Genomic DNA, 24,256 nt, shown 5'->3' on the forward strand with positions numbered 1-24,256 from the left:
GAGGAACTGATGTGAAAAAGAAACTAGCTCTGTTTCTAGTCTCGGTGGCTGCTCTGTTTTTATTGGCAGCCTGTGGTTCTGGTGGAGGGGATTCAGGTGGAAAAGATGGTAAGAAGGACGCGTCAGGAGGCGGCGAATTAAAAATTGCTTTGTCTTCGAGCATTGCTTCGTTGGACCCGATTTCATATACCGCTGTGTATGAATCAAATATTATGCGCAGTGTTTTCAACACGCTTGTCAGCTATGATAAAGATATGCAGGAAATTGTACCTGAATTAGCTGAAAGCTGGACTATTTCAAAAGATATGCAGACGTATACGTTTAAATTGCGTGAAGATGTCCATTTTCATAAGGGAAAATATCAGGATGGCCGGAAAATGGTGGCTGACGATGTCAAATATTCTTTAGAAAGGTCATTGAATGAGTCAGCTTTAAACAGACTGAGAAATGTCAAAGAAATAACTGTCATCAGTGATACCGAGTTGTCGATTGAACTGGAGCAGCCATATGCAGCGTTTCTGGCGATGCTCACTGACATGGGGAACGTCATCGTTCCACATGAAGAAGTGGAAGGCTGGGGCGATAAATTTGGGCAAAATCCGGTGGGAACCGGGCCGTTTGTCTTCAAAGAATGGCTGACGGATGATTATGTCCAGTTAGTCAGAAATGATGATTACTGGCTGACAACACCGAATCTTTCGGGAGTCAAATTCAGTTTTATCACGGACAAAAACATGATGGGAAATGCGCTGCAATCAGGAGACATTGATGTAGCGACAGACATCAGCGGACAAAATGTCGAATTGATAGAGAAAAACGATAATCTAGTGTTAGAAAAAGTGAACGGTTTGTCGATTGGCTACTTGTCATTCAATGTAACCGAGGGACCGACAAAGGATTTGAAGGTCCGTCAGGCAATGAACTTGGCGCTGGATAAAGACGAACTGCTGAAAGGATTTTATAAATACGGTGAAGCCAAAACAGCTTATTTGCCGCTTCCTAGAAGTTCATGGGGTTATTCCGAAAAAGTAGCGCAGAAAGTGAAGGAGCAGGGCGGTCCGAATGTGGACGAAGCGAAAAAACTGCTGGCCGATGCTGGTTATCCTGACGGGTTCGACATTGAACTTTATACCAGTGAGGCACGGGTGGCAGCTGCCACAATCGTGCAAAACCAGATGGAAAAAATCGGCATCAATATTTCAATTAAAGCCGTTGAATGGGGCACATTCAGCGACACTGTCTCCAGCGGGAAAGCACCGCTCTATATCATGGGGTGGAGCTGGTATCCGGACCCTGACTTCTTCTTGTACCAGCTGTTTGATTCCAAACAAATCGGTTCGCTGGGAAATGGCGGAGGCTACAACAATCCGAAAGTCGACGAGTTGCTGCTTAAAGCGACAAGCACAACAACTGATGAAAAGGAACGGGCCGCCATTTACGAAGAAGCGCTTGACATTATTACCGATGATTTGCCTCACCTTGATTTATATGACCAGGACATTATTGTCGGTCTGAGCAAAAAAGTCAAAGGCTACAACGTCAGACCTGACAATTCAATCTATCTCGTCACCAATGAGACGAATGTCAGTCTGGAAGACTAAGTTCTTTAGCATATATTAGCTGGTTTTTATGGAATATCCGTTCTATAAAAGAATGAACAGCCGACAGCCCGCTCTTCTTGCGGTTCTGTCGGCAGTTTCAGACTAATATATGCTTTTGTTTTATAGAAAGGGTGTTTTCACGTGTTAAAATATATCGCCAGACGCTTGCTTGACTTGCTGCCGACGCTGTTTTTAGTTGCACTGATTGTATTTGCTGTGACCCGCATGATACCCGGCGACCCGGCAAGTACGATGCTCGGTCCCCAGGCAAGCGTAGAAGAAGTTGCGAATCTTAGAGAACAGCTGGGGTTGAACCAGCCAAAAACTACGCAATTCGCACACTATATTCAGGACCTGCTCCGGTTTGATTTAGGTTATTCTTTAGCATACAAGCGCCCTGTGGTGGAACTGATCAGCGAGCGGTTTCCGAATACCATCATTTTAACTGTTTTTGCACTCATCATTGCATTAATTGTCGGTATTGTATCGGGAATTATCTCGGCAGTAAAGAAGGGAAGTATTCTTGATTATGTGTTCACGGTTGTTTCCTTAGTCGGGGTGTCGATTCCTGTCTTCTGGCTCGGTCTGATGCTGGTACTGCTGTTCAGTGTCAAATTGGGCTGGCTGCCTTCGACCGGCATCGGCAATTTAGATGACGGTCTGGGAGTCTACATGCGTCATTTGATTTTGCCCGGCGTCACGTTGTCGACGATTCCTATGGCGACTTTTTCGCGGATAACGCGCTCAAGTATGCTCGATGTGCTGGAGTCCAACTACATTAAAACGGCGAAAGCTAAAGGTTTAAGCAGTTTTATGGTTATCGCGAAACATGCTTTGAAGAACGCCATGACTCCTATTTTGACAGTTATCGGCATGCAGATTTCTTCGATGCTCGGCGGGGCAGTCCTGACGGAGACGATCTACAGCTGGCCCGGCATGGGCCGTCTGATTGTGGACGCGATTAATAAGCGGGATTTTGTTGTCGTTCAAGGGACTGTTTTATTTCTCGCACTGCTTTTTGTTTTGATTAATTTGCTGGTTGATCTGCTTTACAGAGTCGTTAATCCGAAAGTCCAGCTTGGAAAGGTGGAGAAATAATGGCGCAAGTGAAAGAAGCTCCAAGCCTGACAAAGATTTTTGTCAAAAAAATATTGCAAAATAAACTTGCCGTCATCGGCCTGCTGATTATCACGCTGATGATGATAGTCGCCTTGCTTGCACCTGTTTTGGCTCCCAGAGACCCGAATGAGATGGCCGCCGATTTAGCGCTTTTAAAACCCGGTCAGGAAGGCTATCTGATGGGAACAGACAATTACGGTCGCGACTTGTTCAGCAGAATCATCTACGGTGCCCGTATTTCATTGATTGTCGGACTCGGTGCGGTGGCTGTCGGTGCGGCGGTCGGCATTTTACTGGGATTGGTAGCCGGCTATTTCGGGGGACTGCTGGATTCAGTCATTATGCGGCTGATGGATGCATTGGCGGCATTTCCGTTTATTTTGTTGGCCATCACATTGATGACTGTACTGGGCACAGGATTGACCAACACGATTATTGCTGTCGGAATCGGTAATGTCCCGGGGTTTGCGCGCATGATCCGCGGACAGGTACTGAGTGTGAAAGAGGAACTGTTCATTGAAGTCACGGAGTCCCTCGGCGCGAGTAATTGGCGGATTTTATTCAATCACATCCTGCCGAATTGTCTGACACCGCTCATTGTTTATGCAACGATGAGTGTGGCCGGCGCCATTATTTCAGAGGCGGCATTGAGTTTTCTCGGGTTGGGTATCCAGCCGCCGACCGCTTCTTGGGGCAATATCCTGAAAGAAGGGAAGGATTTCTTGATTGTTGCCCCGCACATAGCAGTGTTTTCAGGATTGGCAATTTTACTTTCCGTATTAGGCTTAAATATTTTTGGTGACGGTTTGCGGGATGCGCTGGATCCGAAAACGAGGATTTAAGAGTGGTAAAGGAGGACAAAACAATGGCGCCATCAGATGAAACATTGTTAACCATAGAAAACTTATCTGTTGAATTTATAAGCGATAACGTCAGTCTGCGTTCAGTCGATGATGTCAGTTTGACTGTCAGAAAAGGCAAAACGCTCGGCATCGTCGGTGAGTCCGGCTCAGGTAAAAGTGTGACGGTGTCAACGATTTTGCAGCTTTTGCCGGCGAATGCCAGAGTTCCGGAAGGCAAAATCATGTATAACAATCAGGATTTGTTGACGCTGAATGAGAAGGAACTCCGGAAAATACGGGGCAATGAAATCGCCATGATTTTTCAGGACCCGATGACTAGTTTAAACCCTGTGTTTACTATTGAAAATCAGTTGATTGAGGCGATTCGTCTGCATCAAAAAATGACTAAAAAACAGGCTCGTGATGAAGCAGTCAGACTGCTCGGACTGGTCGGCATCAAAGAACCGGAAAAACGGCTCAAATTATATCCGCATGAATTTTCAGGAGGTATGCGGCAGCGTGTGATGATTGCAATGGCCATCTCATCCATTCCGTCTTTGATTATTGCAGACGAGCCGACAACGGCACTGGATGTAACAGTCCAGAAACAAATCATTGATTTGTTGCAGGAGTTGCAGATGAAGATTCATACCAGCATCATTTTTATCACCCATGATTTGGAAGTGATTGCGGAAATCGCAGATGATGTGGTGATTATGTATGCCGGGGAGGTGGTGGAATCCGGTTCGAAAGAGCAGGTGTTCCATCATCCGCTGCATCCGTACACACGCTTATTGATAGATGCCATTCCCAAGGCAAATAAGTCGGCAGGACGTTTGCCGACGATTGAGGGAAATGTGCCGAGTCTGGCAGATATTCCCAAAGGTATCTGCCGTTTTTCCACCCGGATTCCGTGGATACCGGAGGAGGCACACGAAAAAAATCCGCAATTGAGAGAAGTAGAGCCCGGTCACTTTGTGCGCTGCACCTGCTATAAAAATTTCCGGCTGAAAGAGACCGGCGGCGATCAATGAAAGGAAGTGGCAAAATGACACGGTCATATTTACTGGAAGCAAAACAGCTCAGTAAGACATTCACACTCCAAAAAAAATTTTTCTTCGGCGGTCAGCGTGACGTACTGAAAGCTGTCAATCATGTGTCTCTTGGCGTTTATGAAGGTGAAACACTGGGTATTGTCGGAGAATCGGGCTGCGGCAAGTCGACACTGGCCCGGCTGTTAACGTGTTTGATTAAGCCGACAGCCGGCCGGGTCCTGTTTAAAGGGGAGGATATCACCAATTTTACTAAAGAGCAGTTGACGGCTGTCCGCAGAGACATTCAAATGATATTTCAAGACCCTTATGCCTCGCTTGACCCGAGGAAGCGTGTTTTCCAACTGCTGGCTGAGCCGCTGGCGATCCATCATATCGGAACGAAAAGCGAACGCGAACAGATGGTGTTCGACGTGCTCGAGCAAGTCGGTCTGCAAAAAGCCCACGCCGCTCGGTATCCCCATGAGTTTTCAGGCGGCCAGTGCCAACGTCTGAATATCGCAAGGGCGCTGATTTTACAGCCTAAGATTATCATTTGCGACGAACCGGTCTCAGCATTGGATGTTTCGATTCAGGCGCAAATATTAAACCTGTTGTTGGACTTGCAGCAGACTAATCACCTGACGTATCTTTTCATTTCCCATGACTTGAATGTCGTGCGTTATTTTTGCGACCGGATTGCAGTGATGAATATGGGCGAAGTGGTTGAATCCGGCCCGTCCGATGAGGTCTACGGCGCCCCTAAAGATCAGTACACGCGAAAACTGCTGGCGGCTATCCCAAAACCAATATATGAATAAAGGAGAATAATATACATGCTGGATAAACAACAATTACTCGCACTGGTTGACAAACACCAAGATGAACTGGTTGCTCTTTGTGCCGACCTTCTGCGGATACCGAGCGAAAATCCGGAAGGCGATACCCGTCAAATCACGTCGTTTATCGTTGAGTATCTGAAAAAGAACGGCATCGAATCGACTGTCTATGAATCTGATAAGCACCGCTTCAATATTGTTGCGTCAATCGGCAAAAGCGGCGGCAAAAAACTTATTTATTGCGGCCACTCGGATACTGTGCCGGTCGGCGATTTTGACAAATGGTCGTTTCCGCCGTTTTCGGGCGATATCAAAGACGGCTATTTGTTGGGACGAGGTGCCAGCGATATGAAAGCCGGTCTGGCCGGTCTAATTTTCACCATGGTTCTTTTAAAACGCTATGAGATTCCATTGCCGGGAGAGCTGACTCTGGCAGTTGTGCCTGATGAAGAGAGCGGTGGCGAATACGGCGTACCTTGGCTTCTGGAGAATAAACTGATCGAGGGAGACGGCTGCCTGATAGCAGAACCGTCCAGCGAACTAAATCCGACTATCGGTCAAAAAGGGTCCTGCTGGTTCACATTGACTGTCAATGGTGTTCCTGCACACGGGAGTTTGGCGCCATTTGTCGGAACTAACGCGATTATAGATGCTATCCGGGCCATCGAACGGATTCGTACAGTGACAGATATTGAGCTGTCGCCGCCGGAAGAATTGACCCAGCTTTTGTCGGTGTCCAATCGCTACCTCGTAGAAAATGAACGGGCTGTCACGACAGGCATTTTTGAGAAAATAACGTGCAATATCGGAACAATTGAAGGGGGCACGAGCGCCAATGTCGTTCCTGACAGTTGTGAAGTGGCTGTCGACTGCCGGCTGCCGTTCGGCACCACGTATGACGATACGATGGCTTACATTCACCGCGAGCTGGAACAGTTGGGCATTGATTATCAGATAAAACCGTTCGGCTTCAAAAGTTCAGCCAACTATACTCCTGCCGATGACCCGATCTGCAGAGCCGTTGTTGACAACATTTCTGCGGTGCTTGGTAAAGAAGCTTATGGTGTTTTGCAGTGGGCCTGCAGCGATGCACGTCATTTCAGGGAGCATGATATTCCTGTGTTGCAGTATGGGCCGGCGGAACTGGAAACGATTCACGGCATTGACGAAAAGGTACAGGTGTCCAATGTCATCAATTGTGCCAAAGTATATGTTCTGACTGCAGTCGATTTTCTTGATGTGAAGTGAGGGCTGCGATATGGATAAAGTGACCATGGCTGATTTATTTTTAATTGAAACAGTGGCGACACCAGTTTATCATCCGGACGGCTCGTGTTTTTTGTATGTGACCAACCGTATTTGCGAGCGGGAAAACGTTTACCGGTCCCGTATTATGCTATACAATCTTGAAACTGGGACGCAAGAATCTCTTGTGTCCCATCCGAGTAAAAATACCCTTCCGGTCTGGAATGCCGCAGGGAACTCTTTTTTATTTATTTCAAATCGGACGGGGACTAATCAGGTGTATGTGTTTGATGTCGATAGCCGCGAGGAAAAGCAGCTGACCTTTGAAGACGCTGATGTCGCGCAAGTCGCGTGGCATGTCGATGATGTGCATTTTTTTTACGGGACAGAGCGGACAGAGCGTTCGTCGTTTATCGCTGACAATGTGTTTGTGACCCGGCGGCTTGATTATTTGAGCAATGGCAAAGGCCTATTGAGCGATGACAGGCGTCAAGTCGTTGTCATGCAGCACATAGATAAAAAACAGGGGTGTGAAGTCTGCACGTACAGTCTCGGTTACGGACTTAAAAAAGCTTGGACAGTGGTGCCGGACGGCTCTGCGCTGATTGTTGAAAAACCGGCAGATGAAGCAGACCCCTTCAATCAGGATACGCTGCTTTTTAAAGTGGATTTGACTGATTTTTCTGAAACATTACTGTTATCGGAAATATCAGCCGGCTGTTTCGGCGAACCGACTTGGTCGGACAACCAGCGCTACTTGGCAGCAGTCGGCTCAGATAAACCATATCAGACGATTAATCAGTTCTGTGTGTTCCTTTATGATACAGCAAATCGGACACTGCAAAATATGACTGGCCGGTTTGACTGCCAAGTCAGTGATTTCGCTGTCAGCGATATTAAGGCCGGCGAGTCAAACCCGCTGCTTCAATGGTCCCCGGCTGACCAGTGCTTTTACACACTTGTTTCATTGGAAGGCAGAGTATCCATTTTTAAACTTGTCCCTGACACAGGCGTGTTTGAAGAATTGACACCGGGAGCTCATCACATCACCGATTTTACGGTCCATCCTAGTGAAAAGGAGCTGCTGTTTTGCGAGAGCACTCCCGGTGTTCCTTCGCGTATCGTGCAGCTGCATACCGAAAGCGGCGAGAAGCATGTATTAGTCGACCCAAACAAGCCACTTGCCGAAATGGCAACTGCCGACTACCAGCCGGTCGAATATCGGGCAAAAGACGGCGGACGTATTCCCGGCTATCTTGTGCTGCCATCTGACAACAAAACAGCCAAAATACCGCTAATCGTGAACATCCACGGCGGCCCTTACACGATGCACGCCACAACATTCCATCATGAAGTGCAGATGATGGCGGGTGCAGGATACGCCGTTTTGCTGGTCAATCCCCGGGGCAGTTTCGGTTACGGCCAGCAGCATTTGGACGGTGTGCTGGGCAGATACGGCGAAGAAGATTATACGGATATGATGACAGCTGTTCATGAAGTTTTGGCAGAGTACAGGATGCTGGACGCAGATAATCTGTTTGTGACAGGCGGCAGTTACGGCGGTTTTATGGTCAACTGGATGATTTGCCACAGCGATATGTTTAAAGCGGCTGTGACACAGCGTTCCATGTCGAATTTTGTCAGTATGGTGGGAACAAGCGATATCGGGTATCATTTTTTTGTCGAGGAGAATAAGGCGGATATTTTAAAGGCGGATATTTTGTGGCAAAAATCACCGTTGGCTTATGTCGCACAGGTCAATACACCGGTGTTGATTATGCATTCGGAACAAGACGACCGGTGTCCGATGGAGCAGGCGGAGCAGTGGTATGCGGCACTGAAATACTTAGGAAAAGACGCCGCTTTTATCCGCTTCGACCAGTCCGACCACGATTTGTCCCGCAGCGGTCTGCCGCAGCTGCGCCGGATCAGACTGGAAGAAATGATGAAGTGGTTTGCTTTTTATCGAAACAGTTAATCGATTTTAGTCATATTTTCTTTAAAAAAGCTGTAGTAGTCAAAAGATTGGCCGTGTTTAGTCAGTTCGACCGAAATCTGCTGTGCTTTGGAGCGGACCAGTTCGCCAAGGGGTTGAATATCGGATTCTTGTGTTCGGTAAATCGGTTTGGCGATGGTCAGTGAGCCGATGACTTGCTGAGCTGAAAAAACGGGCGCAGCGATGGCTGTTACCTCAGGAGTCACCAGTTCCTGACTGACGCACCACCCGTGCTTGCGGACATGTGCCAACTGCTCCTCCAGCTGCTCTGCGGTCAGTGCCTGCGGGTCAAGCAATTCGTCAAAAGGGGTGTTCAGGACTTCCTGAATGTCTGCCGGATTCAAAAATGCCAAGATTGACCAGTACGAAGCACCAGCATAGAGCGGCATGGACTGGTTAAGGGGAACCGCAAAGCTGACTTTGTTTTCAGGTTCGAACGCATCGATGGTGACAGCATGTAAATCAGTCTGCTTGGTTAAGTAAACAGATTCACCGCTTTGTTTCATCAAATGATAGAGGATGGGCTGGACAATCGCAGCCACATTGTAGCGCTCGAACGACAAATGACCAAACCGGGCCAAAGACGCATCGATTTGGTATTGTTTTGTTTTATTATTTTTTGTCAGGAATTGATTATTGACAAATGTTTCTAATATTCGGTAGACCGTGATTTGATTTAAGTCCAGATGGTCGGCGATTTCTCTTGCACTCCATACTGGCGTTTCTCTCGTAAAAAGATTCAGGACTTGCAGCGCCTGATTCAACGTTTTCAACATGGTTTCTCCTCCTTAGCTTATACAAAGAGATTATAGGAATTGCAAAGGTCTGTCAATGTGTTTGATAACACAAATAAATTTAAAAAAGGTGAGATGTCAGTGGTACTGAAACAAGTAATCGAAGTAATGGATGTATTGGATGCGGCGGCTGTGACTGGTGCGGCTGTGAAAGAATTGTTCGCAGCGTTTTCCGATGTTGCTGTTTCCGTCAAACGGGTCGATGGCGCCAAAGGTTTCACTGATTTCATTCAGCTCTTGATTCCCGGCACGTCAGGAAAAACTTCAGGCGGACAGTCGCCGACCTTAGGGATTGTCGGCAGACTGGGCGGCATCGGTGCCCGTCCGTCACGCATCGGCATGGTTTCAGATGCGGACGGTGCGGTATCCGCGCTCGCCGCGGCACTAAAATTATGCGACATGCGGGCCAAAGGTGATTTGCTCGCAGGCGATGTGATAGTTGCGACGCATATCTGCCCAGATGCGCCGACTGAAAAACATGAACCTGTTGATTTCATGGGCTCGCCGGTTGATATTTTGACGATGAATCAACACGAAGTGTCTGCCGAGATGGATGCCATTTTATCAATTGATACGACCAAGGGAAATAACATAATCAACCATAAAGGTATTGCGATTTCACCGACGGTCAAGGCTGGGTATATTTTGCGTGTCAGTCCGGATTTAGTCCGGATTATGGAAATGACTACCGGCAGTCTGGCGAAAACATTTCCGGTCACCATGCAGGATATTACACCGTACGGCAATGACGTGTATCATATCAATTCTATTTTACAACCTGCAGTGGCAACAGATGCCCCTGTCGTCGGTGTTGCCATCACGGCGGAAAGTGCGGTCCCGGGATGCGGTACAGGCGCAAGTCATGAAATAGATATGGCTTCGGCGGTCCGTTTTTCTGTGGAAGTAGCCAAAGAGTTCGGCCGGGGAGTCTGCCGGTTGTATGATGAGTCGGAATTCAATCGTCTCCAGCATTTATACGGCAGTTTTAAGATACTCCAGACGCAAGGGAGAACAGCCGATGACGCATAGACTCGGGATAGTGACTATCGGCCAGGCGCCGCGGTCCGATATTATGCCGGCGATTGGAGAGATACTCGGTATCACGGATTATGTGCATACCGGTGTTTTGGATGATGTGCCGCCGGCAGATATTTTAGCGTTAGCTCCTTCTTCGGGGGAAGACGTGCTGACGAGCCGGTTGAGAGACGGCAGCTCTGTGCTGTTGTCGCGCGAGCGCCTGCTGCCATTGCTGCAGAAAGAGTTGACCAGACTGGAAAATGACGGCTGTGAATTTATCTGGCTATTGTGCACGGGGACCTTTCCGGAAATCGTGACGACCCGCAGCTTGTTGATTGAACCGGACAGTCTGATTGCCGGCATATTGGCAAAAATAAACCGCGGGCAGTACACGCTGGGTGTTTTGGTGCCGCTAGCCGAACAGATTCCCGGTATCTCTTCTAAATTTACAGGGATCTCCCGGGTGGTCTATGATTGTCTGTCGCCTTACGAGGCGTATACGGACAATGATGTTTCAAATGTGGCAGCATACTTCAGAGATGAGAACTGCCAGCTTGTGCTGCTTGACTGTATGGGATATCCGCCCGCTTTGAAAAAAAGATTGATGGCTGACACCGGATTGCCGGTAGTCTTGTCCAATGAATTTACGGCGTCCCTGCTCGCTAAGATGCTGACTGTTTGATGGGTAAAACGGAATTGTGTGTGCCGGTCTGTAATAACGGCATACCAATTCTTTTTTTTGTATACGTTCAACCGGCTATAGTTGTGTTGAAAATGAGAATTCAATTAATAAAAGAACAATTTATATCTAATCGTCTAAACATTTTATTGCTAGTTGATGTATAATAAAGATAAAGATTAATTCGTTTTCTAAATCTATTATTCGTAAAAAAGACCGGCTTTTTGAAAACGCAATCAATAACATTGGTGTGGTTCAATAAAAGGAAGGAGGTATCGAAAAAAGTGTCCATTTTCACCCGTTTATTCGGCAGAAAAAAAAGTACTGAAGGTCCGTCAAATCATCATGGCCCATGTGACGTGACGGCTTCCGATTCAACGGCGACTGAGTGGGAAGAGCTTCCCGAATGGTCTCAGGAGGCTATGCCGGAAAAAGAGAAAGAACTGGTAGCAGTTTTGGCAGCCAGTATCGCCGCCGGCAATCAAGCGCAAACAGAGTTGTCTGTCACACGTATTTGGGCGAGAAATCCCGAATTTCAGTTAGTTGCGGCTCTCTCATCGGCAGTAGCAGCGTTTGATAATCCCGGCTGTCAATATGTCATTAAGTCAATCAAAGTCAAAAAACAGGAGGAACAGTATGTTAAGAAAGTTTAAGATTTCAGTGGATGGTAAAGAATATTTAGTCGAAATGGAAGAATTGACTGCTTCTTCTCAACCTGTTGCGCAAGCCACCGCCGTCCAGCCGCCGTCCCAACCGCTTCCTGATATAAAGGAGGAGCCAGCCGCTGTCCCGCAAGAGCCGGTACAAGCAGCAGCAAGCAGGATGGAGCCTGAACATGTCATGGCGTCGCCGATGCCCGGGACGATTTTAAAATTATTCGTGGCGATCGGCGATACGGTAAAAGTGAATCAGCCGTTAATGATTCTTGAAGCGATGAAAATGGAAAACGAGATTGTGGCACCGCAAGACGGCAAAATCACCGATATTTTTGTCAACCTCGGTCAAACGGTTGATGCGGGGACTAAATTAATCGGGATTGGGTAATCCGGCGTGTTGCACAAAGCAAACTTCAGGAAGGTGATGACTACGTGGAAACATTGTTGGAAGGGATCACAGCGATTACTGGCGGGCAGCTGCTCATGATGGGGATCGGCATGCTGCTGATGTATTTGGGGATTAAAAAAGAATATGAACCAACGTTATTGGTGCCTATGGGTTTAGGAACTATTTTAGTCAATTTTCCAAATACGGGCGTACTGACTCAGACAGTCAACGGTTCCGAAACCGAAGGTGTTTTTGACGTGCTCTTTAATATCGGTATCGGCAATGAATTGTTTCCGTTATTGATTTTTATCGGCATCGGGGCAATGATTGATTTTGGACCGCTGCTGCAAAACCCGTTTATGCTATTATTTGGGGCTGCGGCCCAGTTTGGTATATTTTTTACAATTATTATTGCGGTATTGGCGGGTTTTACTATTGAAGAATCAGCCGCTATCGGCATTATTGGGGCAGCTGACGGTCCGACATCCATTTTTGTGTCAAATCAGCTGGCGCCGAACCTGCTTGGCCCGATCACTGTCGCGGCTTATTCATACATGGCGCTCGTCCCGATTATTCAGCCGATAGCCATCAAAGCTGTCACGACCAAAAAAGAACGTCAGATTAAAATGACCTATCATGCAGGCAGCGTTTCGCAGATGACGAAAATATTATTTCCAATCATTATTACGATTGTCGCGGGCTTGATCGCCCCTGTGTCGCTCCCGCTTGTCGGTTTTCTGATGTTCGGCAATCTGCTGAGGGAGTGCGGCGTGCTGGACCGGCTGTCCAACACCGCCCAAAACGAACTGGTCAATATCGTTTCCATTTTACTTGGCTTGACGATTTCCGTAAAAATGCAGGCGGAGCTGTTTCTTAATATTCAGACATTGATGATTATTTTATTCGGTCTGGTCGCCTTCATTATGGATTCGGTTGGCGGCGTGCTGTTTGCCAAAGTACTCAATTTATTCCGCAAAGAGAAGATTAATCCGATGATTGGTGCAGCGGGAATTTCCGCCTTTCCGATGTCGGCTCGTGTTATTCAGAAAATGGCGACAGAGGAAGATCCTCAAAATTTTGTGCTGATGTATGCAGTGGGCGCCAACGTATCCGGGCAAATTGCATCTGTGATAGCGGGCGGCTTGCTGTTGGCCTTCTTTTTGTAAAGGATTAATAAAATAAATGACAGGAGGAAAGAGTATGTCGATTGATGTGAATGCACTGAGAGTAGCTCTGGAGCTGATGGTTTTCGGCATGGGCGGTGTGTTTCTCGTCCTGTTTTTGCTGTATCTTGTGTCGATTATCCTGTTAAAAATTTTTCCGGGTAAAAAAGAGACAAACTGACGTCAGCGTATGTGACACAGTGCAAATACCGAAAACGATGAAGGGAGTTTCTCATGAAAAAGCAGATTGATGTGATGGAAACCGTGTTGCGTGACGGCCAGCAAAGTCAGCTCGCCACACGTATGCCGATTGAAGACATGCTTCCTATTTTGAAAACGATGGACCAGGCCGGTTACCATGCCCTCGAAGTGTGGGGCGGGGCGACGTTCGATGCCTGTCTCCGGTTTCTGAATGAAGACCCTTGGGAGCGGCTGCGGACTATCCGCAAGCACACACCGAACACTAAACTGCAAATGTTGTTAAGAGGCCAAAATCTCTTAGGCTATAAAAATTATGCAGATGATGTCGTTGAATCATTTATCAAAAAATCTCTAGAGAACGGCATTGATATTATTCGTATTTTTGATGCGCTGAACGATACCCGCAATCTGCAAAAATCGCTTGATTCGATTAAAAAGTATGGCGGGCATTGTCAAGCAGCGGTTTCATATACCACCAGCCCGGTCCATACGATTGATTATTATGTTGACCTTATGTCCCGTTTTGAGGAAATGGGGGCGGATTCTATCTGCATCAAAGACATGGCGGGGATTCTTACGCCGGGAGATGCCTATCAGCTGGTTCAACGAATCAAGCAGACAGTCGCACTGCCGCTGGAAATCCATACGCATGCAACTAGCGGCATTTCGGAAATGACATACTTAAAAGCAGTGGAAGCCGGAGCGGATATTATCGACACATGTATTTCGTCATTTTCAGGCGGAACCAGTCAGCCGGCAACGGAGTCGCTGGCGTTGTCGCTTAACAACCTAGGGTATGAAACCTCTTTGGATATGTCGCAGATTTCTGAAATGGCAGATTACTTTAATACAGTACGCGACCGCTTCAGAGACGAAGGCGGGTTAAATCCGCGTGTCAAAGATACGGAACCGAAGGCGCTTGTTTATCAAGTTCCCGGCGGCATGCTGTCCAACCTGCTTAGTCAGCTGCAGGAGCAGCATCTGGAAAGCCGGTACATCGAAGTCTTACAGGAAGTCCCCAACGTTAGAAAAGATTTAGGCTATCCGCCGCTTGTGACGCCTTTGTCGCAAATGGTCGGTACGCAGGCATTGCTGAATGTCATCAGCGGCGAGCGCTACAAACTGGTGCCCAATGAGATTAAAGACTATGTCCGCGGTCTGTACGGCCAATCACCTGCGCCTATTTCACCGGAGATGAAGAACCTGCTGATCGGCGATGAAGACGTGATGACAGTCCGTCCGGCCGATTTGCTGCCGCCGGAATTACCGGTATTCGCTGAAGAAATCAGCGAATATGCGACTTCTGAAGAAGATGTCCTGATGTTCGCCATGTTTCCAAAACAGGGACGCGATTTTCTCGGTCGGAGAGAAGACCCTTTTTATGATGTGCCTGTTCAGGAAATCAATGTCACCATTGCAGATTAAACGCCAATAGGCTGAAAGAAAGCAGCACTGATAATTCAGACAGCTGCTTTCTTTTTTTACTTTCCAGTAGGAGGGGTATTTCAAAAAACAACCGTTTAGTGTATCTTATAAGCATAAAGATAACGGAGGTGAACAAGTGGAAACATCGATTATTGACATGGTCAGACAAGTAGAATTTCTGTATATACGGGAGTCCACCTATTCTGAAAAGGAGTGGCACAGCAGGCTTCATTCTCATTATTTTACGGAAATCATCTATGTTTTGAGCGGAAAAGGGACATTTATTGGGGAGGATGTTTCTCAGACGATTAAACGCAAAGATATTATTATCGTCGATCCGTTCGTGAGCCATACGGAAATATCCCATGATGACACACCGCTGCATTATGTGGTCATTGGGCTGACAAACATCAAACTGACCGACAAAAAAAACCAGCAAACCCCGTTTCACGTTGTGACCGATTATTCTGAGGAATTGATTGCAATTTTGAAACCGGCGATTTATGAAATATCGCATAAAAAGAAAGGAAAGGAGCGGGTACTGAAAAATTTTTGCGAAATTTTTCTCATCAGATTGTTGCGGGAAACCAATTTCGGCATCGTGCCGATTGAAGATGTGCCGGAAAGGCAGACGAACCGGCAGTTAAAACTAATAAAGGACTATATTGACAATCATTACAAAGAAAATTTGTCACTTCAGTTTCTCGAAGAACGGTTTCATCTGAACAGGTATCAAATCATCCATTATTTTAAAGACACGTACGGTACCACACCGATTGACTACGTGACCCAAAGGCGTATCATGAATGCACAGCGTCTGCTGGAAGACACCGACTACATGATAGAAGAAATCAGTGCAATCAACGGCTTTTCCTCCCAATCCTATTTTTCACAAGTGTTCAAACGAATGACAGATATGACACCGAGTGCCTATCGTCAAGCTCAAAAATAAATATCTCTAAAAAAAACACCAATTTCTATAAAATCAAACGCTTACACTTCTGATATGATGAGGGCATAAAAAATAAATAGGGGGATTTTAGGATGAAACGGTTATCAACATTTCTGCTCGCAGGGCTTGCCGGTATGCTCGTGTTGACAGGCTGCGGAAACAGCAGCAAAGACAGCGGCGACGGAGGAGACAAAGACAAATCTGTTTTGAAAGTAGCTGCGCTGGAATCTGGTTACGGTGCTGACATGTGGTCGCAAATCAAACAAGCGTATGAAAAAGCCAACCCTGATGTCACAGTTGAATTGACAGTCGATAAAAAATTGGAGGATGTCATTGGTCCGGATATGAAAGCCGGCAATTATCCTGATGTCATTTTATTGGCCACAGGACGCGAAGCCGGCTTGACCGAAACGTTTATCAAAGACAAAAACTTGGAAGATTTATCAGATGTGCTCGAGATGACAGTTCCCGGCGAAGACACAAAAGTATCCGAGAAGCTGATTGAGGGCTTCACCGACACATTAGCAACTAATCCGTACAATGACGGCAAGACTTACTTGGCACCAATGTTTTACTCGCCGACCGGTTTGTTTTATAACAGCAGCCTCTTGGAAGAAAACGGTTGGGAACTCCCGAAAACTTGGGATGAGATGTGGGAGCTGGGTGACAAAGCAAAAGAGAAAGGCATTGCCTTGTTTACGTATCCGACGACCGGTTATCTCGATTCGTTTATGTACAGTTTATTGTCAGTAGCCGGCGGACCGGAATTTTTTGAAGATGCTATGACATATAAAGAAGGGGCCTGGTCTTCCAAGCCAGCAACCGAAGCTCTTGAAATCATCGGCAAACTTGCCTCTTACACAGAGCCGACTACGGTTGCCAATGCTAACGATCAGGATTTTACCAAAAATCAACAATTGATTTTGGATAACAAAGCGATTTTCATGCCGAACGGCACATGGGTTTCAGGAGAGATGAAAGATGCACCTAGAGCCGACGGATTTAAATGGGGTTTGACGCCATTGCCGGCTGCTGGTTCAGGTGACCGTTATTCATACACATTCTTTGAACAGATCTGGATGCCGGCTGGTGCTGAAAACAAGGAAGAAGGCAAGGCGTTCATCAGCTACATGTACTCTGATGAAGCGGCAGATATCTTCAAAGAATCCGGAGCTATCCAACCGATAAAAGGCATATCGGATAAACTGGACGGCGAGAACAAAGTCTTTTACAGTATTTATGACGACGATGCGAAAGTGGTTCTGGGCGGACTGGAAAATGTTGTTTCTGTGGAAGGCGTCAACTTGAGAGACACGCTTTTTGGCACGGTAGACAGTATCGTATCAGGCGACAAAAAGGTGGCAGACTGGCAAAAAGATATCGTAGCGGCTACCGATAAATTAAGAGAAGCTGCAAAATAAGCGATGCAAAGGCTGTTATCTGGTAACAGCCTTTGCCATGCCACTTACACGGAGGTGTGAACATGTTGAGTGAAAAGAAACAAAAAAATCTGTTTATCTTTTTTTGCTTGCTGCCAGCTACACTGCTGATTTTGATATTCATGGTTTATCCGACCGTCAATGTATTTTTCATGTCCTTTTTTAAATGGGGCGGCTACACGGCGGACAAACAGTTTACCGGCTTTAATAACTTTAAACAGCTGATTCAAGATGCACTCTTTTTCAAATCATTTCAGAATACTATCTTATTAATCGTGATCGTTACCATTGTCACTTTGACATTGTCTTTGATTTTTGCCTCAATTTTGACGAGGGAAAAGTTTCGCGGCGTCACTTTTTTCCGGGTCATCTTCTATATCCCGAATATTTTATCGATTGTCGTGATTGCGGCGATTTTCTCTGCGATTTATGACCCGACAAGCGGACTTTTGAACAGCTTGCTGAAAGTGTTTCGGCTGGAAAACTTCCAGCAGCTTTGGCTGGGTAATCAGCAAATCGTCATTTATAGCATCAGTTTTGCCCTGATTTGGCAGGCAATCGGCTATTATATGGTGATGTATATGGCTGCCATGGCCAGTATTCCTGAAAGTTTGTATGAAGCATCGGCACTGGAAGGGGCATCTCCTTTCAAACAGTTTTTTGAGATTACCCTGCCGCTGACTTGGTCAACTATCCGTACGACACTGACATTTTTTGTCATCAGTACAATCAATTTGAGTTTCCTTCTGGTGAAGGCCATGACAAATGGCGGGCCGGACGGGTCAACGGAAGTGTTTTTAAGTTACATGTACAAGCAAGCATACACCAATTCATCTTACGGTTATGGAATGGCAATCGGCGTCGTTGTTTTTCTGTTCTCATTTGCCCTGTCGGCAATTTTGAACAACATAACAAAACGCCCAATATATGAATTTTAGGAGCGAGCAGTATGAAGGGCAATAAATTGTATAAGTTGTTTGTTTATCTGGTACTGATTGCACTGGCAGTTTCGATTATCATTCCAATCGCTTGGGTGTTTTTAGCTTCAATCAAAGAAAATGCCGAGTTTTACGGAAATCCCTGGTCACTGCCGAAAGGTGTTTATGTACAAAATTTTATAGAAGCATTCGAAAAAGCCAATATGGGACTGTATATGTTGAATTCGGTCAAAGTGACTTTGCTGGCACTGGTAATGTTGATTATCGTTGCGTTGCCGGCCTCATACGTGCTGGCACGGTTTACATTTCCGGGCAGAGGTTTGTTGAACACACTGTTTATGACAGGGCTGTTCATTAATTCAAATTATATCGTTGTGCCTATTTTTCTGATGTTGCTGGATGGCGACAAATTAGCCAGACGGCTTACCGGAACGGGTGTTTTGATAGATAATTTATTTGTGCTGTCACTGGTTTATGCAGCAACGGCCCTGCCGTTTACCATCTATTTGCTGTCGAACTATTTCAGGACGCTGTCAAAAACGTACGAAGAGGCGGCATACATGGACGGCTCCGGCTTTTTCAAGACGCTCGTCTTTGTGATGGCACCATTAGCCAAGCCGAGTATCATCACAGTGATTTTGTTTAACTTTTTAAGTTTCTGGAACGAGTACATTATCGCCTTGACATTACTGCCGGGCGAAAACAAAACACTGCCTGTTGGGTTGATTAATTTGATGGCCGGACAGAAAGCAGCTGCAAATTACGGACAGCTGTATGCCGGACTAGTAATTGTCATGCTGCCGACTTTGCTGCTGTATATACTCGTTCAGAAACAGCTGACGCAAGGGATGACAGTAGGCGGAAGTAAGGAGTAGGTGAGGAAAATGACAAGCAAAAGAGGAAGATTGACGATTCCAAGCGAATCAGGTTATTTGGAAGAAACAAAACGGCTGATTGAACTGTGGGGAGCAGACGGGATAAGGGATAGTGACGGGACAAAACTTGATGACGAAATTAAACAGCTGGCTGAAAAAGTTTATACGACTTACTTTGTGGCACGGAATCATAATGACTTTATTAATCAGCACAGAGATGAAATCCAGCAGATGTTTTTATTGAGCGAACGGGTGATGGCAACGTCCGACACATGCCAAATAGATATTATGACCGGCTTTCTCAGCGAGCAGATCGAACCGAATCACGATGACCCGCCAAATACTTATTGGGAGGTTGTTGACCGCACTACCGGTGAGCTGCTTGACAGTGCTTCGTGGACGTATGATGAGACAAAACAACAGGTCAACGTGACAGGTGTCACACCTTATCACGAATACACAGTGTCATTTTTAGCGTATGTGATTTGGGACCCGACACAGATGTACAACCACATCACAAACGATTGGGGCGATGTCCCTCATGACATTCCCTTTGATGTCAGAAAAAAACATTCTAAACAGTATATGGCTGATTTTTTAAAGGATTGGCTCACGCAGAATGACCAAACGGACATTGTCAGATTTACGACTTTCTTCTACCATTTTACGCTGTTTTTTAATGATGCCCGCAAAGAAAAGTTTGTGGACTGGTTCGGCTATGGTATGACAGTCTCAGTTCAGGCGTTATCTGACTTTGAGAAAGTTTACGGATACCGGCTCAGGGCTGAAGATTTTGTGGACGAAGGGTATTATAATTCGACGTTCAGAGTGCCCAGCAAGCGGTATTTAGATTACATGACATTTATCCAGAAATTTGTTTCCCAGGAAGCGCGCACGCTTGTGGATTTAGTCCATGACAGCGGAAAAGAAGCGATGATGTTTCTAGGTGACAACTGGATTGGAACTGAACCATATGGTGAGTATTTCAGCACGATCGGCTTGGATGCCGTTGTTGGAAGTGTCGGCAACGGCACAACGCTGCGGATGATTTCCGAGATTCCATCAGTCCGTTATACGGAAGGGCGCTTCTTACCCTACTTTTTCCCGGATGTATTTAGAGAGGGCAATGATCCGACTGTTGAAGCTCAAGAAAACTGGCTGACTGCCCGGCGTGCCATTATGCGCAAACCGGTTGACCGGATTGGTTACGGCGGCTATTTGAGTCTGGCCAACCAGTTTCCCGATTTTGTTGAATACATCCGCAAAGTAGCTGATGAATTCAGAGAAATTTACGCCACGATTGCTCACATAGAGCCGTATACAAGTGTGACAGTAGGAATTGTCAATGCGTGGGGAAAATTGCGCAGCTGGCAGACACATATGGTTGCCCATGCACTATGGTATCAACAGACATACAGTTATCTTGGCGTGCTTGAAGCATTATCCGGCCAAAAAGTAAAGGTGGTTTTTCTCAGCTTCGACGATGTCAGGGAAGGACGGCTGGCAGAGGTGGATGTGCTGATTAATGCTGGCGATGCGGGGACGTCTTTTTCCGGCGGCACACATTGGCTGGATGCTGAGCTTATCGCTAAAATCAATCAGTGGGTAATCGAAGGAGGCGGTCTTATCGGTATCGGCGAACCGTCGGCTGTCAGTTGCAATGGCCGATATTTCCAGCTTGCGTCTTTACTCGGCGTTGACAAGGAGTTAGGTTTCAGTTTGTCGACAGACAAGTATTTTGTCCAGCCGGCAGACCGGCACTTCCTGACAGAAAATATGACCCGTTATGATTTTGGCGAAGGACAGAAAAATATATATGCAATCGACGGCGACACGACTATCTTGCATTATGAAAACGGTACGGTCAATCTTGCGGTAAAAGAGATTGGCGCCGGACGCAGTGTGTACATCAGCGGGTTGCCTTATTGTGCAGAAAATGCCGATTTGCTGCTGCGGAGCATTCACTTTGCCGCACATAAAGAAGCGATGTTAAAACAATGGTACAGTGATGATGTTAATGTAGAAGTGCATTACTATCCAAAAGCGGGCAAGTCTGCTGTCATTAATAACTCAAGTGAAGAGCGAACAGCAACGGTGTTTGACGGTGCAGGTGTTCCGTGCCGCTTGACTTTGGCAGGCGGCGAAATAGTCTGGAGGGAATCGTATGACATCTAAACAGCGGATTGGCTTGAAAGTCGTAATGTTTTTGGTTTGTTTGGGGCTGATTGTCGTTGGTCAGAAACATATCGGTTATGCCGGAACAGTTCAAATGCTGGCTGGTTTGTCAGGCTTGCTGGTACTGCTGTGGGATTACAACCGCCGCTATCAATGACAGTGTCTGATTTAAAAATAACACAGTTAGTCTGGAGTAAGGGCAGACTGACTGTGTTGTTTTTTGTTTCAAAAGCAAAATAGTTTTTATATAGCATGCAAAAAGCTCCGTTATTTCCCGGAAAACCGGCGTTCTCATGCAAATTAAGTTGTTTTGTGCCGATTGACAGGCGTTTGCAACAAGGGCACTTCCTAAGTGGTGTTATAATGCCAACGTATCAAAGAAAACTTGTGGAGGTCTTTTTTATGAAGAAGGTGCTTTTTGGATTTGCAGCTGCCGTCATCGGTTTAACGCTGACAGCTTGCGGCAGCAGTCAATCGTCAGGAGACGATAGTTTGACGAAAGTGGAGAAAAAGAAAGCAGTGACGGTGGCAACGTCGGGGACGTTGTTTCCCAGCTCATATTATAATGATGATACGCAATTGACTGGTTATGATGTGGAAGTATCCAGGGAGATTGCAAAGCGGCTGAACTGGGATATCACGTTTAAAGAATACAATGTGGACGGTCAGCTGGAATCCCTCAACAACGGTACGGCTGATTTTGCGGCAAATGATTTTGGCTTGAGCAAGGAACGTGAAAAACGTTTCAGCCTGTCAACGCCGATTAAATATTCCTTTGACAGTATGATTGTCAGGAAAAGCGATAATTCAGGTATCAGCAAGCTGGAAGACTTGAAAGGGAAGCGGGCAGCCGGGGAAGCTTCGACCGGTTACATGAAGCTTGCGGAAAGTTATGGTGCCGAACTGGTGGTTTATGATAATGCGACCAACGATCAATATTTGACTGATGTGGCAAATGGCCGGACAGATGTGATTCTGAATGACTATTATTTACAGAAAATGTCGGTGGGGGCACTGCCTGACATTCCCGTGAAGATTTTGGAAGATGTTTATTTCAATCCGTCTTCGTCGGGTCTTCTGTTTAAAAAGGATCACCAGGCACTGCGGAAAAAAATTGATGCAACATTGAAGGACATGCAGGATGACGGGACACTGAGCAAACTGGCGCAGCAGTTTTTTGGCGATGACGTGTCGCAAGAGTTGACCGGAGAGTTTCAAGAAATTACGCCGCTTCAGGAAAGCAAATGACATTAGACATTAAATTAATGATTGAGTCGCTGCCTTTTGTCCTGACCGGCTTGCCGTATACAATAGGTTTGGCATTTGCCAGTTTTTTAACAGGCAATCTGGTCAGCATTGTACTGATTTTTGTCGGGTATGCGAGAAATCCGCTGATTCGGTCTGCCGTTCGGCTGTACGTGTCTTTTTTCAGAGGCATACCGGCACTGGTGCTGCTGTTTTTACTCTACTTTGGTTTGCCTGTACGCTTGTCAGCATTATCGGCAGTCTTGATTTGCTTTACGCTGACCAGCGCCGCTTTTTTAACGGAAATTTACCGCGGAGCTATCCAAGGGATTGACAAAGGGCAGTGGGAAGCGGCAAGGTCTTTAGGGTTCACTCAACCAGCTGTTTTGCGCCTGATTATTTTGCCGCAGGCTTTCCGGCTCGCTGTGCCGGGATTGGGGAATGTGGCGATTGATTTGTTGAAAGGCACATCCCTTGCCGCGATGATTACGATACCTGATATTTTCCAAAAAGCTAAAATAATCGGCGGACGGGAGTTTAATTACATGAGTCTCTATGTCTTGATTGCCGTGATCTATTGGCTGCTGTGTATCGGGATTGAGCGTCTGGTGAAACGGATTGAAATCAGCATAAACCGCTATTCATAACAAACAAGACAGGTTTCTGACTTTTCGGGAGAATGGTCGGAAACCTGTTTGTGTGTATCTCTCCGGCTAATTTTCATTGTTTCAGACAATTCAGTTGGAATTGCCATATTAAATCAGAGCGTTCTGGGCTATAATAGAAATGAATAGCGAAACAATGAAGGAGACGAGAAAATGAAGAAGACGATTGGATTTTTAGGCGGCGGCAATATGGGCAAGGCAATCATTACCGGGTTAATCAGTTCCGGATTATATGAGGCACCCAATATTTTTGTATTTGATGTCAATCCGGCTGCATTGACCCAGCTGCATGATGAATTGGGCATTACGCCTGTGTCCTCAACAGAAGAATTGGCAAAACAAAGTGCCGTTCTGGTTATCTCGGTGAAACCGAATATCTTGCCGGCAGTGCTCGGTGAAATCGCCGGCCGTATCACTAAAGAGCAGCTGGTGGTGTCTATTGCGGCAGGTATCACGCTGACACAGTTGACGGATATTCTGACTCCGGAACATAAAGTTGTGCGTGTGATGCCGAACACACCGGCACTGGTCGGTGAAGGCATGTCTGCCATCAGTGTGAATAAACAGTTAACGGCCGATGAGCGGCAGCAGGTCCTTGCCATTTTCCAGAGTTTCGGCAAAGCGGAACTGGTTGATGAAAAATTGATGGATGCTGTTGTCGGCGTCAGCGGTTCTTCGCCGGCGTATGTCTATCTCTTTATCGAAGCATTGGCGGATGGTGCTGTGGCTGAAGGGATGCCGCGGCCGATGGCTTATCAATTTGCCGCCCAGACGGTGTTGGGTTCTGCCAAGATGGTGCTGGAAACAGGCAAACATCCGGGCGAGTTGAAAGATCAGGTGTGCTCACCGGGAGGAACGACCATTTTGGCTGTTAATTCTTTGGAACAAAATGGTTTCCGGGCAGCAGCTGCTGAAGCTGTACGCGTGGCTGCTGAAAAGAACCGAAACATGTAATTGATTGAAACGATCAA

Annotated in this window: 24 protein-coding genes; 23 read left to right on the plus strand and 1 reads right to left on the minus strand. The window is 46.4% G+C overall.

The features are described from left to right. The first annotated feature begins 11 nt into the window (after positions 1-11). The 7 genes from CBF27_RS03310 to CBF27_RS03340 all read left to right on the plus strand — a co-directional run bounded on the left by CBF27_RS03310 (position 12) and on the right by CBF27_RS03340 (position 8,655). On the plus strand, positions 12-1,601 hold the full coding sequence (locus CBF27_RS03310; RefSeq protein WP_126812402.1) for an ABC transporter substrate-binding protein: 1,590 nt from the start codon (positions 12-14) through the stop codon (positions 1,599-1,601). A gap of 141 nt (positions 1,602-1,742) precedes the next feature. Then, entirely contained in the window at positions 1,743-2,699 is a 957-nt protein-coding gene (locus CBF27_RS03315) for an ABC transporter permease (RefSeq protein ID WP_126812404.1), read from the plus strand. Next, on the plus strand, positions 2,699-3,562 hold the full coding sequence (locus CBF27_RS03320; RefSeq protein ID WP_126812406.1) for an ABC transporter permease: 864 nt from the start codon (positions 2,699-2,701) through the stop codon (positions 3,560-3,562). Before CBF27_RS03315 ends, CBF27_RS03320 begins: the two co-directional genes overlap by 1 nt. A 23-nt stretch (positions 3,563-3,585) precedes the next feature. After that, a complete protein-coding gene (locus CBF27_RS03325; protein WP_126812408.1) occupies positions 3,586-4,596 on the plus strand; it encodes an ABC transporter ATP-binding protein in 1,011 nt (336 codons plus the stop codon). 14 nt (positions 4,597-4,610) lie between these two features. Beyond that, the gene (locus tag CBF27_RS03330) at positions 4,611-5,414 is read left to right on the plus strand and encodes an ABC transporter ATP-binding protein (protein WP_126812410.1); all 804 of its coding nucleotides are present in this window, start codon (positions 4,611-4,613) and stop codon (positions 5,412-5,414) included. Positions 5,415-5,429: 15 nt separating this feature from the next. Further along, positions 5,430-6,680 carry a M20 family metallopeptidase gene (locus tag CBF27_RS03335; RefSeq protein ID WP_126812412.1) on the plus strand — a complete coding sequence of 417 codons (1,251 nt, stop codon included), beginning with the start codon at positions 5,430-5,432 and terminating at the stop codon, positions 6,678-6,680. A gap of 10 nt (positions 6,681-6,690) precedes the next feature. Continuing rightward, a complete protein-coding gene (locus CBF27_RS03340) occupies positions 6,691-8,655 on the plus strand; it encodes a S9 family peptidase (protein WP_126812415.1) in 1,965 nt (654 codons plus the stop codon). Here the strand turns inward: CBF27_RS03340 and CBF27_RS03345 are convergent. Beyond that, entirely contained in the window at positions 8,652-9,449 is a 798-nt protein-coding gene (locus CBF27_RS03345; protein ID WP_126812417.1) for an IclR family transcriptional regulator, read from the minus strand. The two genes, CBF27_RS03340 and CBF27_RS03345, sit on opposite strands and share 4 nt — an antisense overlap. A gap of 99 nt (positions 9,450-9,548) precedes the next feature. Here CBF27_RS03345 and CBF27_RS03350 point away from each other — a divergent pair, with 99 nt between their 5' ends. The 16 genes from CBF27_RS03350 to proC all read left to right on the plus strand — a co-directional run bounded on the left by CBF27_RS03350 (position 9,549) and on the right by proC (position 24,239). After that, positions 9,549-10,496 (plus strand): DUF1177 domain-containing protein, encoded by a 948-nt coding sequence (locus tag CBF27_RS03350; RefSeq protein WP_126812418.1) that lies wholly within the window; start codon positions 9,549-9,551, stop codon positions 10,494-10,496. Next, entirely contained in the window at positions 10,486-11,166 is a 681-nt protein-coding gene (locus CBF27_RS03355) for an AroM family protein (protein ID WP_170174989.1), read from the plus strand. Before CBF27_RS03350 ends, CBF27_RS03355 begins: the two co-directional genes overlap by 11 nt. 281 nt (positions 11,167-11,447) lie before the next feature. Continuing rightward, positions 11,448-11,816, plus strand: coding sequence for a hypothetical protein (locus CBF27_RS03360; RefSeq protein ID WP_126812422.1), 369 nt, complete (start codon positions 11,448-11,450; stop codon positions 11,814-11,816). Then, positions 11,800-12,207 carry an acetyl-CoA carboxylase biotin carboxyl carrier protein subunit gene (locus CBF27_RS03365; RefSeq protein ID WP_126812425.1) on the plus strand — a complete coding sequence of 136 codons (408 nt, stop codon included), beginning with the start codon at positions 11,800-11,802 and terminating at the stop codon, positions 12,205-12,207. The genes CBF27_RS03360 and CBF27_RS03365 overlap by 17 nt, the downstream gene beginning before the upstream one ends. A gap of 44 nt (positions 12,208-12,251) precedes the next feature. Beyond that, positions 12,252-13,373: a sodium ion-translocating decarboxylase subunit beta gene (locus tag CBF27_RS03370; protein ID WP_126812428.1), complete on the plus strand. Its 1,122-nt coding sequence runs from the start codon at positions 12,252-12,254 to the stop codon at positions 13,371-13,373. Positions 13,374-13,407: 34 nt separating this feature from the next. Further along, positions 13,408-13,551 (plus strand): OadG-related small transporter subunit, encoded by a 144-nt coding sequence (locus tag CBF27_RS03375; protein ID WP_126812430.1) that lies wholly within the window; start codon positions 13,408-13,410, stop codon positions 13,549-13,551. A 53-nt stretch (positions 13,552-13,604) separates the two neighbouring features. Next, positions 13,605-14,996 (plus strand): oxaloacetate decarboxylase subunit alpha, encoded by a 1,392-nt coding sequence (locus tag CBF27_RS03380; protein WP_126812432.1) that lies wholly within the window; start codon positions 13,605-13,607, stop codon positions 14,994-14,996. Positions 14,997-15,132: 136 nt separating this feature from the next. Next, positions 15,133-15,948 carry an AraC family transcriptional regulator gene (locus CBF27_RS03385; RefSeq protein ID WP_126812434.1) on the plus strand — a complete coding sequence of 272 codons (816 nt, stop codon included), beginning with the start codon at positions 15,133-15,135 and terminating at the stop codon, positions 15,946-15,948. A gap of 92 nt (positions 15,949-16,040) precedes the next feature. Continuing rightward, complete coding sequence (locus CBF27_RS03390) at positions 16,041-17,369, plus strand: carbohydrate ABC transporter substrate-binding protein (protein WP_126812436.1); 1,329 nt, start codon at positions 16,041-16,043, stop codon at positions 17,367-17,369. A 62-nt stretch (positions 17,370-17,431) separates the two neighbouring features. After that, positions 17,432-18,325, plus strand: coding sequence for a carbohydrate ABC transporter permease (locus CBF27_RS03395; RefSeq protein ID WP_245985932.1), 894 nt, complete (start codon positions 17,432-17,434; stop codon positions 18,323-18,325). Positions 18,326-18,336: 11 nt separating this feature from the next. Continuing rightward, entirely contained in the window at positions 18,337-19,200 is an 864-nt protein-coding gene (locus CBF27_RS03400; protein ID WP_126812438.1) for a carbohydrate ABC transporter permease, read from the plus strand. Between the two features lie 9 nt (positions 19,201-19,209). Next, on the plus strand, positions 19,210-21,375 hold the full coding sequence (gene gnpA / locus CBF27_RS03405; RefSeq protein WP_126812440.1) for a 1,3-beta-galactosyl-N-acetylhexosamine phosphorylase: 2,166 nt from the start codon (positions 19,210-19,212) through the stop codon (positions 21,373-21,375). Continuing rightward, positions 21,365-21,532, plus strand: a complete 168-nt coding sequence (locus CBF27_RS14075) for a DUF6903 family protein (protein WP_170174990.1) — start codon at positions 21,365-21,367, stop codon at positions 21,530-21,532. The genes gnpA and CBF27_RS14075 overlap by 11 nt, the downstream gene beginning before the upstream one ends. A 245-nt stretch (positions 21,533-21,777) precedes the next feature. Beyond that, on the plus strand, positions 21,778-22,623 hold the full coding sequence (locus CBF27_RS03410; protein WP_126812442.1) for a transporter substrate-binding domain-containing protein: 846 nt from the start codon (positions 21,778-21,780) through the stop codon (positions 22,621-22,623). Then, positions 22,620-23,267, plus strand: a complete 648-nt coding sequence (locus CBF27_RS03415) for an amino acid ABC transporter permease (RefSeq protein WP_126812444.1) — start codon at positions 22,620-22,622, stop codon at positions 23,265-23,267. Before CBF27_RS03410 ends, CBF27_RS03415 begins: the two co-directional genes overlap by 4 nt. A gap of 171 nt (positions 23,268-23,438) precedes the next feature. Beyond that, entirely contained in the window at positions 23,439-24,239 is an 801-nt protein-coding gene (gene proC / locus CBF27_RS03420) for a pyrroline-5-carboxylate reductase (protein WP_126812446.1), read from the plus strand. Positions 24,240-24,256: the final 17 nt, after the last annotated feature.

Origin of the sequence: Vagococcus acidifermentans, from assembly GCF_003987655.1 — a bacterium.
In the GTDB taxonomy this organism is placed as follows: domain Bacteria; phylum Bacillota; class Bacilli; order Lactobacillales; family Vagococcaceae; genus Vagococcus_B; species Vagococcus_B acidifermentans.

What these genes read in the sequence shown, in the direction of transcription:
- CBF27_RS03390 (WP_126812436.1), top strand. Translation starts at nt 16,041, where the DNA reads ATGAAACGGTTATCAACATTTCTGCTCGCAGGGCTTGCCGGTATGCTC.
- gnpA (WP_126812440.1), top strand. Translation starts at nt 19,210, where the DNA reads ATGACAAGCAAAAGAGGAAGATTGACGATTCCAAGCGAATCAGGTTAT.
- CBF27_RS03410 (WP_126812442.1), top strand. Translation starts at nt 21,778, where the DNA reads ATGAAGAAGGTGCTTTTTGGATTTGCAGCTGCCGTCATCGGTTTAACG.
- CBF27_RS03330 (WP_126812410.1), top strand. Translation starts at nt 4,611, where the DNA reads ATGACACGGTCATATTTACTGGAAGCAAAACAGCTCAGTAAGACATTC.
- CBF27_RS03400 (WP_126812438.1), top strand. Translation starts at nt 18,337, where the DNA reads ATGAAGGGCAATAAATTGTATAAGTTGTTTGTTTATCTGGTACTGATT.
- CBF27_RS03320 (WP_126812406.1), top strand. Translation starts at nt 2,699, where the DNA reads ATGGCGCAAGTGAAAGAAGCTCCAAGCCTGACAAAGATTTTTGTCAAA.
- CBF27_RS03340 (WP_126812415.1), top strand. Translation starts at nt 6,691, where the DNA reads ATGGATAAAGTGACCATGGCTGATTTATTTTTAATTGAAACAGTGGCG.
- CBF27_RS03380 (WP_126812432.1), top strand. Translation starts at nt 13,605, where the DNA reads ATGAAAAAGCAGATTGATGTGATGGAAACCGTGTTGCGTGACGGCCAG.
- CBF27_RS03375 (WP_126812430.1), top strand. Translation starts at nt 13,408, where the DNA reads ATGTCGATTGATGTGAATGCACTGAGAGTAGCTCTGGAGCTGATGGTT.
- CBF27_RS03355 (WP_170174989.1), top strand. Translation starts at nt 10,486, where the DNA reads ATGACGCATAGACTCGGGATAGTGACTATCGGCCAGGCGCCGCGGTCC.
- CBF27_RS03365 (WP_126812425.1), top strand. Translation starts at nt 11,800, where the DNA reads ATGTTAAGAAAGTTTAAGATTTCAGTGGATGGTAAAGAATATTTAGTC.
- CBF27_RS03415 (WP_126812444.1), top strand. Translation starts at nt 22,620, where the DNA reads ATGACATTAGACATTAAATTAATGATTGAGTCGCTGCCTTTTGTCCTG.
- CBF27_RS03395 (WP_245985932.1), top strand. Translation starts at nt 17,432, where the DNA reads ATGTTGAGTGAAAAGAAACAAAAAAATCTGTTTATCTTTTTTTGCTTG.
- CBF27_RS14075 (WP_170174990.1), top strand. Translation starts at nt 21,365, where the DNA reads ATGACATCTAAACAGCGGATTGGCTTGAAAGTCGTAATGTTTTTGGTT.
- proC (WP_126812446.1), top strand. Translation starts at nt 23,439, where the DNA reads ATGAAGAAGACGATTGGATTTTTAGGCGGCGGCAATATGGGCAAGGCA.
- CBF27_RS03345 (WP_126812417.1), bottom strand. Translation starts at nt 9,449, where the DNA reads ATGTTGAAAACGTTGAATCAGGCGCTGCAAGTCCTGAATCTTTTTACG.
- CBF27_RS03325 (WP_126812408.1), top strand. Translation starts at nt 3,586, where the DNA reads ATGGCGCCATCAGATGAAACATTGTTAACCATAGAAAACTTATCTGTT.
- CBF27_RS03335 (WP_126812412.1), top strand. Translation starts at nt 5,430, where the DNA reads ATGCTGGATAAACAACAATTACTCGCACTGGTTGACAAACACCAAGAT.